12 protein-coding genes are annotated in these 13270 nt (G+C 60.5%); 4 read left to right on the top strand and 8 right to left on the bottom strand.

Features of this window, described 5'->3' with window-relative positions:
* The 4 genes from IWX87_RS17965 to IWX87_RS17950 form a co-directional block, all read left to right on the top strand.
* Nucleotides 1-1344: hydantoinase/oxoprolinase family protein (locus IWX87_RS17965; RefSeq protein ID WP_196864884.1), on the top strand; the 1344-nt coding region annotated here is incomplete at its 5' end.
* Nucleotides 1341-1967: a cysteine hydrolase family protein gene (locus IWX87_RS17960; RefSeq protein ID WP_196864883.1), complete on the top strand. Its 627-nt coding sequence runs from the start codon at nucleotides 1341-1343 to the stop codon at nucleotides 1965-1967. The genes IWX87_RS17965 and IWX87_RS17960, both read left to right, overlap by 4 nt.
* Nucleotides 1964-3403 (top strand): FAD-dependent oxidoreductase, encoded by a 1440-nt coding sequence (locus IWX87_RS17955; protein WP_196864882.1) that lies wholly within the window; start codon nucleotides 1964-1966, stop codon nucleotides 3401-3403. The genes IWX87_RS17960 and IWX87_RS17955 overlap by 4 nt, the downstream gene beginning before the upstream one ends.
* Before the next feature lie 44 nt (nucleotides 3404-3447).
* Nucleotides 3448-4320, top strand: coding sequence for an oxaloacetate decarboxylase (locus tag IWX87_RS17950; RefSeq protein ID WP_196864881.1), 873 nt, complete (start codon nucleotides 3448-3450; stop codon nucleotides 4318-4320).
* Between the two features lie 239 nt (nucleotides 4321-4559).
* On the opposite strand, the gene IWX87_RS17945 is transcribed toward IWX87_RS17950, so the two are convergent.
* The 8 genes from IWX87_RS17945 to cyoA form a co-directional block, all read right to left on the bottom strand.
* Nucleotides 4560-5999, bottom strand: a complete 1440-nt coding sequence (locus IWX87_RS17945) for an NAD-dependent succinate-semialdehyde dehydrogenase (protein WP_196864880.1) — start codon at nucleotides 5997-5999, stop codon at nucleotides 4560-4562.
* A 329-nt stretch (nucleotides 6000-6328) separates the two neighbouring features.
* On the bottom strand, nucleotides 6329-6946 hold the full coding sequence (locus IWX87_RS17940) for a response regulator transcription factor (RefSeq protein WP_231374877.1): 618 nt from the start codon (nucleotides 6944-6946) through the stop codon (nucleotides 6329-6331).
* Nucleotides 6924-8306, bottom strand: a complete 1383-nt coding sequence (locus IWX87_RS17935) for an ATP-binding protein (protein ID WP_196864879.1) — start codon at nucleotides 8304-8306, stop codon at nucleotides 6924-6926. The genes IWX87_RS17940 and IWX87_RS17935 overlap by 23 nt, the downstream gene beginning before the upstream one ends.
* Nucleotides 8263-9060 carry an SURF1 family protein gene (locus tag IWX87_RS17930; RefSeq protein ID WP_196864878.1) on the bottom strand — a complete coding sequence of 266 codons (798 nt, stop codon included), beginning with the start codon at nucleotides 9058-9060 and terminating at the stop codon, nucleotides 8263-8265. Before IWX87_RS17930 ends, IWX87_RS17935 begins: the two co-directional genes overlap by 44 nt.
* Complete coding sequence (gene cyoD / locus IWX87_RS17925) at nucleotides 9057-9491, bottom strand: cytochrome o ubiquinol oxidase subunit IV (protein WP_196864877.1); 435 nt, start codon at nucleotides 9489-9491, stop codon at nucleotides 9057-9059. The genes IWX87_RS17930 and cyoD overlap by 4 nt, the downstream gene beginning before the upstream one ends.
* Nucleotides 9488-10150 (bottom strand): cytochrome o ubiquinol oxidase subunit III, encoded by a 663-nt coding sequence (cyoC, locus tag IWX87_RS17920; protein WP_196864876.1) that lies wholly within the window; start codon nucleotides 10148-10150, stop codon nucleotides 9488-9490. Before cyoC ends, cyoD begins: the two co-directional genes overlap by 4 nt.
* 1 nt (nucleotide 10151) lies before the next feature.
* Nucleotides 10152-12161, bottom strand: coding sequence for a cytochrome o ubiquinol oxidase subunit I (gene cyoB / locus IWX87_RS17915; protein WP_196864875.1), 2010 nt, complete (start codon nucleotides 12159-12161; stop codon nucleotides 10152-10154).
* Between the two features lie 16 nt (nucleotides 12162-12177).
* The gene (gene cyoA / locus IWX87_RS17910) at nucleotides 12178-13233 is read right to left on the bottom strand and encodes a ubiquinol oxidase subunit II (RefSeq protein ID WP_196864874.1); all 1056 of its coding nucleotides are present in this window, start codon (nucleotides 13231-13233) and stop codon (nucleotides 12178-12180) included.
* Between the last annotated feature and the right edge of the window lie 37 nt (nucleotides 13234-13270).

Below are 13270 nucleotides of genomic sequence, written 5' to 3'. Positions count from 1 at the left end.
GGCGAACTCCTTATTGTGCAGAGCAATGGCGGCGTGATGTCACGCCAGACCGCCTGCGACGTGCCGGTGCGCACCGCGCTGTCAGGCCCGGCAGCGGGCGTGATTGCCTGCGCAGCCATAGCGCGCGCGGCCGGTTTTCCGAACGCCATCACCGGCGACATGGGCGGCACCTCGTTTGACGTGTCGCTGGTGGCCAATGGCGAGGCCGCGCTGGCGGCGCAAACATCGATCGAGTTTGGCATGGTGGTGCGCTCGCCCATGATCCAGATCGAGACGATTGGCGCGGGTGGCGGCTCCATTGCCTCTGTGGATGCCAGCGGCATGCTGCAGGTCGGCCCCGAGTCGGCGGGCAGCATCCCCGGCCCGGCATGCTACGGACGCGGCAATACTCGCCCTACAGTGACCGATGCCAATGTGCTGCTGGGCCGCATTGCGGCCGACCGTCCGCTGGGCGGTGGCCTGCTGGCCGCCATGGACACCCAAAAGGCACAAGACGCCATTGCCACCCATGTGGCCGAGCCGCTGGGGCTCGAAGTGATGGCCGCCGCCGAAGCGATTCTGACGGTGGCCAATGCCAAGATGGCGGGTGCTGTGCGCGTGGTGTCGATCGAGCGCGGGCACGACCCGCGTCAGTTTGCCTACATGCCGTTTGGCGGCGGCGGCGGGCTGCATGTGTGCGCCATGATGCGTGAAGTGGGCGTGGGCACTGGCATCGTGCCACGCTATCCCGGTGTCACGTCGGCCTTGGGCTGTGTGATGGCCGACATGCGCCACGACGCGGTACAAACACTGAACAAGACCCTGGCTGAACTGGACGTGACCGATCTGCGCGAACGTGTCGCCACGCTGGCCGCCAATTGCCAGGAGCGTCTGGATTCCGCCGGTGTGAAGTTTGTCAGCGTGCAGGAAATCATCGCGCTTGACATGCTGTATGCCGGCCAGACCCACACCGTGCAGGTGCCGGTGCCCCCCGATGCGCTGAACCATGAAGGCATTCGCGCCGCGTTCGAGACCGCCTACCGCGCCGCTTTTGGCCGGGTGCTAGACGGCATTGCCGTGCGGGTGATGAACCTGCGCTATGCCCGTGTCGGGGTGCGCCCCAAGTTTGACCTCACGGTGCTGGCCCCGCAGACCACCGAGCAAAAACCGTCGCTCGGTGTGCAGCGCGTGTTCCATGCCGGCCAGTGGTGGGACGCGGCCCGCCATGCGCGCCTGGACCTGCCTGTCGGCGCCTGCATCGAAGGCCCGGCGATTCTGGAGCAGCCCGACACCACCGTGTGGCTGGAGCCGGGCTTCAGCGCCACGGTCGATACGCTGGGCAACCTGCTGGTGCGTGCGCTGTGAGCGCGGTCGCCGCCTTCGATCCGCGTCACACGGCGCTGGTCATCATCGACCTGCAAAACGACTTTCTGGCAGCTGACGGCGCCTATGCGCGTGGCGGTGCGGTGAGCGCTGCCGCCCAGGCCCTGCCGCCGCGCGTGGCAGCGGTGGCCCAAGCCCTCAAGGCCGCCGGCGGCATGGTGGTGGGCAGCCAGTTCACCCTGTGGCCCGATGCGCAGGGCGAACCCATGGTGTCGCCCCACCTCAAAAGCCTGCGCCCGTTTTTGCAGCGCGGTGACTTTGCCCCTGGCAGCGTCGGCCAGTGCCATGTGCCCGAGATTGCGCCATGGGTGGACGTGTCGGTTTGCAAGGTGGCGTATTCGGCATTCTTCAACACCCAGCTCGACTGGGTGCTGCGCCGCGCAGGCATCACTACCGTGGCGGTGTGCGGCATCGTGACCAATGGCGGCGTGGCCAGCACGGTGCGTGATGCCCACATGCGCGACTACCGCACGCTGGTGCTGGCCGACGGCTGCGCGGCCTTTCGTACGCAAGTGCATGACACCTCGCTGGCCGACATGGCCACGGTGGCGCAAGTGCTCAGTTGCGCCGACTTTTCCGCCGAGCTGGCGGCCGCTGGCGCATGACCGCGCCGCGCATTTGCCGGGCCGGGCAGATGCCCGGCACCACAGCCCAGAATGCGCATGTGCCGGTCGTGGTGGTTGGCGGCGGCGCCTGCGGCCTGACTGCTGCACTGATGCTGCACGACGCCGGCGTGGATTGCGCCGTGCTGGAGCGTGATGCCACGCCCACGGGCTCTACCGCACTGTCTTCTGGCTTTATCCCTGCGCCCGGCACGCAGGCGCAGCGCGCGGCAGGCATCGAAGACAGCCCGGCCCGCTTTGCCGCTGACATCACCGCCAAGGCAAAGGGCAGGGCGGCGCCGCAGCTGGTGGCGGCGTATGCGCAGGCCATCGGCCCGGCACTCGATGCACTGCAAGTGCGCCACGGCCTGCAATGGCAGGTGCTCGACGGCTTTTTGTACCCCGGCCACAGCGCGCTGCGCATGCACGCCACGCTAGATAAAACCGGCGCGGGCCTGATGGGCCGCCTGGCCAACGCCTTGGCGGCCGCCGAGGTGCCGCTGGTGCTGAACGCTACCGTGCGCGAACTGTGGGTGAATGCCCAGCAGCGCGTGATTGGCGTGGGCTACGAACAACCGGGTGGCGCGATGCAATACCTCTCGTGCGACGCCGTCATCCTCGCCTGCAATGGCTTTGGCGGCAACGCGGCCATGGTGCAGGCGCTGCTGCCCGAGATGCGCGATGCGCTGTTTGCCGGTCACGCCGGCAACGACGGCAGCGCCATTGCCTGGGGCAAGGCACTGGGCGCCCGCTTGGCGGATCTGGGCGGCTACCAGGGCCATGGCTCTTGGGCCATCCCGCAAGGAGCCCTGATCTCCTGGGCGCTGATGATGGAAGGCGGTATTCAGCTGAACGGGCTGGGCGAGCGCTTTCACGACGAAACACAGGGCTATTCGGAAGCCTCGGTGCATGTGCTGGCCCAACCCGGCGGCGTGGCCTGGAACGTGTTTGACGAGCCGCTCCTCGCGCTGGCGCGCAGTTTCCCCGACTTTGTGGCCGCTGAAGCCGCGGGCGCGCTCAAGCGCTGCGACAGCCTGCAGGCACTGGCAGCGGTCATCGGGTGCGAAGAATCAAAATTGATAGCTATCTTTCTATACACGGCGGGCGGAGAGGGCCAAATAGATGCTGTAAAACGTACATTCAGCCGTCCCTTGCAGGCGCCTTTTTACGCGGTGAAGGTCACCGGTGCACTGTTCCACACCCAGGGCGGGCTCGACATTGACGCCCGGTGCCGCGTGCTGGACACGCAGGGCCAGCCGTTTCCCAACCTGCTGGCTGCGGGCGGCGCGGCGCGCGGTGTATCGGGCGACGCCGTCTGGGGCTATCTCTCGGGCAACGGTCTGCTCAGCGCCATCGCGGGCGGTTACATTGCCGCGCACACGGCGGCCCAACGCATCGCGCATGGGGGCGATTTTTCTTCATCTGCATCTTTGCCCTGAGGCTGTTTCCAAAGCACAGGACAGGGCATTCCTATTTCATGGCCATGAACACCACCTCCGAATTTGCCCAACGCCTGACTACCCCGCAAATTATTCTGGCTCCCGGCGTATACGACGCCCTGAGCGCCCTCGTGGCCGAGCAGGCCGGGTTTGAGGCGCTGTACCTGTCCGGCGCCTCCATTGCCTACACACGCCTGGGCCGCTCCGATGTGGGCCTGACCACTTACAGCGAGGTAGAAGACACCCTGGCGCGCATCACCGAGCGCGTGCGCACCCCCGTCATCGTCGATGCCGACACCGGCTTTGGCAACGCGCTCAACACCCAGCGAACGGTGCGCGGCTTCGAGCGCGCGGGCGCGGCCATGGTGCAGATCGAGGACCAGGGCTTTCCCAAGCGCTGCGGTCACCTCGACGGAAAAACCGTAGTGCCCGTGGCCGAGATGTGCGGCAAGCTCAGGGCTGCCGTGGATGCACGCCACAGCGCCAACACCCTGATCCTGGCCCGCACCGACGCGCTGGCTGTCGAGGGGATCGATGCCGCGTTTGACCGCGCCGAGGCCTACCTGGCCTGCGGGGTCGACGCGCTGTTCATCGAAGCCCTGCGCACCCCCGAGCAGATGGATGCTGCATGCCAGCGCTTTGCCCACCGCATCCCGCTGCTGGCCAACATGGTCGAGGGTGGTAAAACCCCGGTGCAAAGCGCGCAAGAACTGCACCAGCGAGGTTTTCGCATTGCCATTTTTCCGGGCGGCACGGCCCGCGCAGTGGCGCACACCTTGCAGGCCTACTACGCCAGCCTGCACACCCACCAGACCACCTCGCCGTTCAAGGAGAAGATGTTGGACTTTGATGGCCTGAACGCCCTGATCGGCACACCTGAATTGATGAAGCAGGGCAGGCGCTACGAGTCGGCCTGAAAACGGCAGTTGCGTACGCCCTTCCTTTGCATTGATTGCAACGCAGGCACGGCATGACGCAGGAAATGGGTTGGACGTTCCTGCCTGGATTCACATTGACCACTCAAAGCCAGCAGGAACGCCCCGTATGAAGGTTGGGGTATTAAGGGTTGACTTGGCCAAACAGGGTCTTCAACTCAAGGGCAGTGCGCGCCATGCCGAGTCGACCCTCAGCATGAGCGGCATCGCGACAGGCAAACTCAGACGTTCATCACCGCCACCGAGCGCACGTTGAGGTAGGCCTCCAGCGCTTCGGGTCCGCCTTCGGAGCCGTAGCCGGAGTCCTTGATGCCGCCGAAGGGCATTTCGGCCGACGGCATGGCGGGCATGTTGATCCACAGCATGCCGACTTCGACGTGGCGCGCCAGCAGATCAGCGTTCTTTAGCGAGCGCGTGAACGCATAGCCGGCCAGGCCGAAGGGCAGGCGGTTCGCCTCTGCAATCGCTTCATCGAGCGTATTGAAACGCTGGATGGCGGCCACCGGGCCGAAAGGTTCATCGTTGAGTATCCTGGCACCCTGCGGCACGTCGGCCAGCACGGTGGGCTGCCAGAAATTACCCGACTCGCCAATGCGCATGCCACCGGCCAGCAGCGTGGCGCCACGCTCGACTGCATCCTGGGTGAACTCGGCCATCGCGGTGATTCGGCGTGCGTTGGCCAGCGGCCCCATCTGGGTGCCTTCGCTCAAGCCGTCGCCGACGCTCAATCCCTTGGCGTGCGCAACCATGGCGTCAGCGAACGCCTTGGCAATGCTTTCGTGCACCAGAAAACGCGTGGGTGAAATGCACACCTGACCAGCATTGCGGAACTTGGCGCCGCCGGCGGTCTTGACCGCCAGCGCCACGTCCGCGTCCTCGGCCACGATCACGGGCGCATGGCCACCGAGCTCCATGGTGCAGCGCTTCATGTGCTGCCCGGCCATGGCGGCCAGTTGCTTGCCCACCGGCGTGGAGCCGGTGAACGTGATCTTGCGTATCACCGGGTGCGCAATCAGATAGCTTGAAATCTCGGCTGGATTGCCGTAAACCAGGCCCAGCACGCCGGGTGGAAGGCCGGCGTCGGCAAACGCACGGATCAGCGCTGCCGGCGCGGCCGGGGTTTCCTCGGCCGCCTTGACCAGAACAGAGCAGCCGGCCGCCAATGCCGGGCCAATCTTGCGCACCACCTGGTTGATCGGAAAATTCCACGGCGTGAAAGCAGCAACCGGTCCGACCGGGTCTTTCAGCACCATCTGGCGCATGGCAAGGCTGGTGCGCGAGGGCACGATGCGTCCGTAGACGCGAAAGCCTTCTTCGGCAAACCACTCGATCAAATCAGCCGCCGCCATGGCCTCGCCTTTTGCCTCGATCAGCGGCTTGCCCTGCTCCAGGGTCAGCACCTGCGCGATCTCGCCCGCGCGCTCGCGCATCAGGCCTGCAGCCTTGCGCATGATCTTGCTGCGCTCGGCAGGCATCATGTCGCGCCAGGTCTCGAAGCCTTTTTGCGCCGCTTGCAGCGCCTGGTCCAGCTCGGCCTTGCCAGCATGCGCCACGCAGCCTATCTCTTGGCCCGTGGCCGGGTTGAGAACGGCCAGCGTGCGGCCGTCGCTCGCGTCCAGCCAGGCGCCGTTGATAAAAAGCTGGGTATCGGGATAGGTCATGGGATGTCTCTTTTGCCAGGTGTTGTTGTCAATGTCAGCTATTGTCGCGTCCATAAGCATGGGCGAGCCAGGCAACGCCAGAGAAATAGACTTTGGCCGTTAATTCCCGGAACGTTTCAATTTGCCATGTAACTGGAGTCATTTCCAGGTTTTAAATTGAAAAAAATTGTAGCTTTTTACAGCCGTTTATTTATAGCGGCAACTTCAAGGCTGTTAAATCAGTCGTGTCGGCACTTATAAAAAGACAGTGATTTTTTGCCGCCACCTATCGGCGATAGTAATTAACCCATACAAGAAATAAAAGTGTAATTATGGAAGCCTTTTACACTTTATTTCACAAACTGCTTGTCCAGCTTGCGGGCTAAAGTCCGCCGGTGCATACCTAGGCGGCGGGCAGTTTCCGAGATGTTGAAGCCGGTTTCAGCCAACGTTTCATGGATGCGCTCCCACTCCAGCGTTTTAATCGACGTAGGGCGGTTGGTTAGCTCGACCTCGACATTGCCTGAAGCGCGGGTGAAGGCTGCTTCGATGTCATCCGTGTTCGATGGCTTGGCCAAATAGTGACAGGCACCGAGCTTGATGGCTTCGACCGCCGTGGCAATACTGGCAAAGCCTGTCAGCACAACTATGAGCATTTCCGCATCATGGGCATGCAGAGTTTGCACACAGGCTAACCCTGATGCTTCGCCATTAAGTTTGAGATCCACCACCGCAAACTCGGGGCTGTTGGTGACAAGTAGTGTTTTGACTTCGTCGTGGCTGCTAGCGTGTTGCACGGCGTATCCCCTGCGTTCAAACGAGCGGCTCAAGGTACGTGCGAAGGCAGCATCGTCTTCGACAATCAGCAGTGATGGGTTGTCCTCTGCCAACGGAAGCTGTGCCAGTATTTGTACCGGTAAAGTGGCAGGAACAGCGTCAGGAATTTTATCTGTCATCACGATCTTCATTGGTGGTGCTGTTCAACACCATGGCGGTCAACGGCAGTCTGATGGTGACACAGGCACCGCCTTCCCGGGAATTGGTCGCAGTGACCACACCACCCAAAGTGCGCGCCACATTGACCACCAAAAATAAACCCAGCCCACCACCGGGCCGACCTTTACTGGAGTTGTAGGGTTTGCCAAAATGCGCCAGCGTTGCGGGCGCAAAGCCTGGGCCCCGGTCAGTGCAACGCAGTACCAAGTCGCCGGCTTCATTGGAAACCATCAAGTGAAGCCACTGGCTGGAGGATTCCAGAGCGTTATCAAGCACATTGAAAATCATCTGCTTGACAGCCGAGTCAGACACAACGGGCATGTCGTGTCCAAACTGGTTGTCGTAATGCAGCGCCGCGCGCACGCGGGTGTGTCGCCACTCTTCGACCAAACCGTCCATGAAGGTGGTGATGGTCGTAGCCGCCGAGGACTCACCACGTGTCTCGCCCGCCGACAGCAAAATGCCGCTAACAATGGCTTTGCAACGCTTGAGTTGGGTTTCCATCTCGATGACCTCTTGCAACAGTTCGGCGTTCGTTGTGAAAGCGGGCATACGGCGCCAGTCACCCAGGATGACGGCCAGCGTAGCCAGCGGCGTGCCCAGCTCATGCGCTGCGCCGCTGGCGAGCAGTCCCATGCGCACGATGTGCTCTTCTTCCGCCGCGCGTTGGCGCAAGCCAGCCAGACGAGCGTCCTGCTCGCGAAGGTTTTTACCGATGCGTGTGATGAAGATCACCAGTAGCACGGCGTTCAACACAAAACAAATCAACGTACCCTGAATGTACAAACCTGGCAAGCCGTACGCATGGTCCGGAGGCAGGGCCAGCGGTTGGGCAAATCCGGCGAGCGCCACAAAGCAAGTGGCGGTAATGACAAACAGGCTCCAGACAAACGAAGGTTTTAGAAGCACAGCGCCTAGCGTGACCTGCAGCAGATACAAAAACACAAAGGGATTGCTGGCCCCGCCGCTTAAATAAAGCTGAGCGGTGAGAACCGCTACGTCTACCAGCAGCGACACAAACAGTTCGCGGTCACTGATTTCGCGGCGCGTGCGCCAGCGCAGCAGGCTGACGATGTTGAACGCCAGCAAGATGGCCAGCGCAGCCAGCATCATCCGTGTTGGCAGTGGAATTCCAAGCCCGTAAAACGCGAACTCGATGGTGACGACCTGTCCAATGACAGCGATCCAGCGCAACTGGATCAGCAGCAGCATGTTCTTGCGGCCAGTGACGTCGCTCAGGTTATCTGACAACCGCCCTTCGGTACCCGTGTTGGCGATGCTGCGAGCATCAGGGCGCTTGGTCTGCCGCGTTGGCGTTGCGAGGGTGGTCATGATGCCTTGCATTTTGCAGCGCCAAGCCAATGGCTGCACCCGCGACCATCAATGCCAGTGCATACCAGGTCAGTGCGTAGACCAGATGGCTGTTGTGAAAGGCAATCACGGTCAGCCCGCCGACAGGAAAAGCTGGTTCAGAAGGGGTAACTGCAGAGGCTGCATCGGCATCCACAAAATACGGTGCCACCCGGCGCAGGCCACGCGACTGGGCAATGGCCGCAACATCGCGCGAAAACCAGCGCTCGGCGACAGGGTCGTTTGAGCGCAAGAATCCGCCCCCCGGCTCTGTCAGCCGGAGCAGGCCCGTCACCGTGACATTGTTGGCGTCGGCGCCAGGGGCCGCAATGTCAGGCAGCGCGGGAGTCCACTGCGGCGGCACAAAGCCGCGATTGACCAGCACCACGCTGCCGTCTGCCAACTGCAATGGCGAAAGAAGCCAGAAACCGCTGCCGATATTTGTGACGGCTTGAACGCGAACGTCGCGGCCCACAATAAAGCGACCCGTGAGCTGCACATGGCGATATTCGTCGTTGGCTGCGTTCACCCGAGGCCAATCTGGCGAGGCGGGCGCGTTGGCTGCAGTGGCCGACACCCGCTGGTTCACGCGCTCAATCAGATCAAGCTTCCATGCGCGGCGCTGGACCTGCCAGGTGCCCAACGAAACGAACCCGATGAAGAGCACCAGCGCAATCAGCGCCCAGCTCAATTGCAGCATCCGTCGCTTGACGCCTGGCTGCCGGGTCGTCGTCATGGCATGTTTTTCATCTCTTGCATGGTGTGCGGCATCATGTTGGTGTTCAGGTGGTACATCACCCAGATTGACCCGCTGAGCATGATGACCAGAAGCACTACGGTGAATGCCAGAGCCAGCAACGACCAGCCGCCTTCTGAGCTTGTGTTCATGTGCAGGAAATAAACCATGTGCACCACAATTTGTACCGCTGCAATGGCCAGAATGACCAGCCCGGTGATGTTCGAGTTGGGCAGTACTTTGCCCATCACGAGCCAGAACGGGATGGCCGTCAGTATGACTGCCAGCACAAAGCCGGTCATATAGCCCTTAAAGGTGCTGTGACTGGCCCCGCCGTGGTCGTCATCGTGATCTTGATCTTGATCGTGACCATGGTCCGTGTGGCCGGTGGGGTTCAAGTCCAGCGTGTTGGTGTGTTGCGCAGAGGTCATGGCAGTGATCCCATCAGATAAACAAAAGTGAAGACAGCAATCCAGACCACGTCCAGAAAGTGCCAGAACATCGACAGACACATCAGGCGACGGCGGTTATCCGCGACTAAGCCGCCCCGGTGCACCTGCACCATGAGGACGACCAGCCACACGAGACCGAAGGCGACGTGCAAACCGTGCGTGCCCACCAGCGTGAAAAAGGCAGACAAAAACGCGCTGCGTTGCGGTACCGCGCCCTCTTGAATCAAATGCGCAAACTCGTACATTTCCAGCCCGATGAAGGCGCAACCCAGCAGGCCCGTCACCGCCAGCCAAGCCAGCACGGGTTTGACGCGGCGCCGCTGCATCTCCAGCATGGCAAAGCCGAAGGTGATGGACGACAGCAGCAGCATGGAAGTGTTGAGCGCAACCAGCGACAAATCGAACAGCTCGACACCTGACGGCCCCGCCGCGTAGCTGCGGCCGACCACGGCATAAACCGCAAAAAGCACTGCAAAAATCAGGCAGTCGCTCATCAGGTACAGCCAAAAGCCCAACAGCGTGCCGTTTTGGGGGTGATGTTCCTTTGGCAGATAGAACTGCATGCTGTCGGACGTTTTGGCGCTGGCGTCATTGCCGCCAAGGGCGGCATGGGTCACAGGAAGAGTTGTTGCTGTCATATCAATTGGCCACTAAACGGTTGAGTTCCTGGGTGCGAAGCCCCTCGATGTGGACGACCTCGTCCACAGCGATGTGGTAATCGCGTTTGTAGTTAAAGGTATGCGCGATGGAGACCGCAATCACTGCCGCAAACAACAGTGCTGCCAGCGCCCACATATGCCAGATCAGCGCAAACCCCATGGCAGTGGCAAGGCCTGCAATCACGATGCCGGCTGCGGTATTTTTGGGCATGTGAATCGGAATGAAACCGCTCACGGGCCGCTGGTAGCCGCGCTTTTTCATGTCAGACCATGCGTCGTTGTCATGCACCACGGGGGTGAACGCAAAGTTGTAGGCGGGTGGGGGCGACGAAGTGGACCACTCCAGCGTCCGACCATCCCAGGGGTCACCGGTGTGGTCGCGCAAGGATTCACGCTTGCGAAAGCTGACAAAGAACTGCACAAAGGTTGACATGATGCCAATGGCAATCAGCGCCGCGCCAAAACCGGCAATGATGAACCAGATTTGCAGCGAAGGGTCGTCAAAGCGGCTCATGCGGCGGGTCACCCCCATCAGCCCCAGCACGTATAACGGCATGAAGGCGAAGTAAAAACCGGTGAACCAGAACCAGAACGACATCTTGCCCCAGAAGGCATCGAGCTTGTAGCCAAAAGCCTTCGGAAACCAGTAGTTGATGCCCGCCATGGCACCAAACACCACCGCGCCAATGATCACGTTGTGAAAGTGAGCGACCAGAAACAGGCTGTTGTGCAGCACGAAGTCGGCGGGTGGCACGGCCAGCAGCACACCCGTCATGCCGCCGATGGTGAAGGTGACCATGAAGCCGATCGACCACAGCATGGGCACGTCAAAGCGGATGCGACCCCGGTACATGGTGAACAGCCAGTTGAAGATTTTCGCCCCGGTGGGAATCGAGATGATCATGGTGGTGATGCCAAAGAAGGCGTTCACACTGGCCCCCGAGCCCATCGTGAAGAAGTGATGCAACCACACCACGTACGACAGAATCGTGATCACCAAGGTAGCGTAAACCATGGAGGTGTAGCCAAAAATACGCTTGCCGCTGAAGGTGGCCACGACTTCCGAGAACACGCCGAACACGGGCAGCACCAGGATGTAAACCTCGGGGTGGCCCCAGATCCAGATCAGGTTCACGTACATCATGGCATTGCCGCCGAGGTCGTTGGTGAAGAAAGCAGTGCCAATGTAGCGGTCCATTGACAACAGGCCCAACACGGCTGTCAACACGGGGAACGACGCGACAATCAAAATGTTTGTGCACAGCGCTGTCCATGTGAAGATAGGCATCTTCATCATGCCCATGCCAGGCGCGCGCATCTTGACGATGGTGACCAATAAATTAATGCCTGACAAAAGCGTGCCCACGCCTGCCAACTGCAGCGCCCAAATGTAATAGTCAACACCCACGCCGGGGCTGAACTGAATGCCTGACAAGGGCGGGTAAGCGAGCCAACCGGTTTGACCAAACTCACCGATGAACAATGACATCATGACCAAAATAGCACCGCTGGCGGTCATCCAGAAACTGAAATTGTTCAGGAACGGAAAGGCCACGTCGCGAGCGCCAATTTGCAGCGGCACGACAAAGTTCATCAGTCCAGTGATCAGCGGCATGGCCACGAAAAAGATCATGATCACGCCGTGTACGGTGAACAACTGGTCGTAATGGTGAGGCGGCAAAAAGCCTTCAGAGCCATTGAAGGCCATGGCCTGCTGCGCCCGCATCATCAGTGCATCAGTGAATCCGCGCAGCAGCATGATCAGACCCAGCACGCAGTACATGATGCCGATTTTCTTGTGGTCAATGCTGGTGAGCCAGTCATGCCACAGTGTTCCCCACACTTTGAAATGCGTCAGTGCCGCCACAAGCCCGAGACCACCCAGTGCCACCCCGATAAAGGTCGCCAGGATGATGGGGTCATGGTAGGGCAGGGACTCCCAGGTAAGGCGTCCGAAAATGAACTTCGTAAGGTCGAATGTTTCAGTCATGAGATAGATGCTGCAGTTAATTCACAACGGGATAGTCGGTGCTGAGGTCGCGTACGCTGCACATGGCGGCAACGTACTTTTTGCCTGGGTCGCTGATTAATGCGGTAGCTGAGGTGCTGGAGGCCAGGTTGAACGTGCCGGGCTTGCCCATGCCGCCGCTTGCGTCAATGGCCATCATGTCTTCCATGCACATTTTGTTGGCTTCCACGCAGCGGTTGACGATGGCCTTGTACAGGCCAGGATCAATCGAGGCGTAGCGCTGTACAGGGTCGCGCTCGCTGGGTTTTTCCAGCACAAGGTATTCGGCACGGGTCAACTGTTTGCCGCTGGCCTTGTTGGTGGCCACCCATTTATCAAAATCAGCAGTGGTCAAGCCATGGAATTTAAAGCGCATGCCATTGAATCCATGGCCACTGTAGTTGGCCGAGAAACCATCGAACTCTCCCGGCTTGTTGATAACGGCACTGAGCTTGGTTTGCATGCCGGGCATGGCGTAGATTTGCCCCGCCAATGCAGGAATGAAAAATGAATTCATGATGGACGACGCAGTAATCTTGAACTGGATCGGACGGTCAATTGGCGCCGCCATTTCGTTAACCAACGCGATGCCCTGCTCGGGGTAGATGAACAGCCACTTCCAATCCAGCGCAACCACCTCAACCACCAGCGGTTTAACGTTCTCAGGCACGGGCCGGTTGGCGTCAATGCGGCCCAGCGGACGGTAAGGGTCCAGGGTGTGGGTGCTGATCCAAGTGATGGCACCCAACGCAATGATGATCAGTAGCGGTGCTGCCCAGATCACCAATTCAAGTTGGGTAGAGTGGTCCCAGTCAGGCCGATAGTCAGCCTGGGTGTTTGCCTTGCGATAACGCCAGGCGAATAGCAAAGTGAGCACAATCACCGGCACGATGATGAGCAGCATTAACCCCGTAGAAACGAGGATCAGGTTACGCTGCTGAATGGCAATATCCCCGGAGGGATTCATGACCACCCAGTTGCAGCCTGATAGCAAGGCTACAGCTGTGATCGGCAGCAGCCGAAGCCACTTTAGGGAATTCTTAATGGTTAACATGCCACACTTAATGAAGATTTTGTTAGGGTGAGAGGAG

Source organism: Polaromonas sp. CG_9.7 (assembly GCF_015752205.1).
Lineage (GTDB): Bacteria > Pseudomonadota > Gammaproteobacteria > Burkholderiales > Burkholderiaceae_C > Polaromonas.
Note: the sequence above shows the minus strand (reverse complement) of the source record. Positions and strands in the feature narration are given on the sequence as shown.

Coding starts and splice junctions, on each gene's coding strand:
- cyoA (WP_196864874.1), bottom strand. CDS start 13,233: ATGTTAACCATTAAGAATTCCCTAAAGTGGCTTCGGCTGCTGCCGATC.
- IWX87_RS17935 (WP_196864879.1), bottom strand. CDS start 8,306: ATGACCACCCTCGCAACGCCAACGCGGCAGACCAAGCGCCCTGATGCT.
- cyoC (WP_196864876.1), bottom strand. CDS start 10,150: ATGACAGCAACAACTCTTCCTGTGACCCATGCCGCCCTTGGCGGCAAT.
- IWX87_RS17945 (WP_196864880.1), bottom strand. CDS start 5,999: ATGACCTATCCCGATACCCAGCTTTTTATCAACGGCGCCTGGCTGGAC.
- cyoB (WP_196864875.1), bottom strand. CDS start 12,161: ATGACTGAAACATTCGACCTTACGAAGTTCATTTTCGGACGCCTTACC.
- cyoD (WP_196864877.1), bottom strand. CDS start 9,491: ATGACCTCTGCGCAACACACCAACACGCTGGACTTGAACCCCACCGGC.
- IWX87_RS17940 (WP_231374877.1), bottom strand. CDS start 6,946: ATGAAGATCGTGATGACAGATAAAATTCCTGACGCTGTTCCTGCCACT.
- IWX87_RS17955 (WP_196864882.1), top strand. CDS start 1,964: ATGACCGCGCCGCGCATTTGCCGGGCCGGGCAGATGCCCGGCACCACA.
- IWX87_RS17930 (WP_196864878.1), bottom strand. CDS start 9,060: ATGACGACGACCCGGCAGCCAGGCGTCAAGCGACGGATGCTGCAATTG.
- IWX87_RS17950 (WP_196864881.1), top strand. CDS start 3,448: ATGAACACCACCTCCGAATTTGCCCAACGCCTGACTACCCCGCAAATT.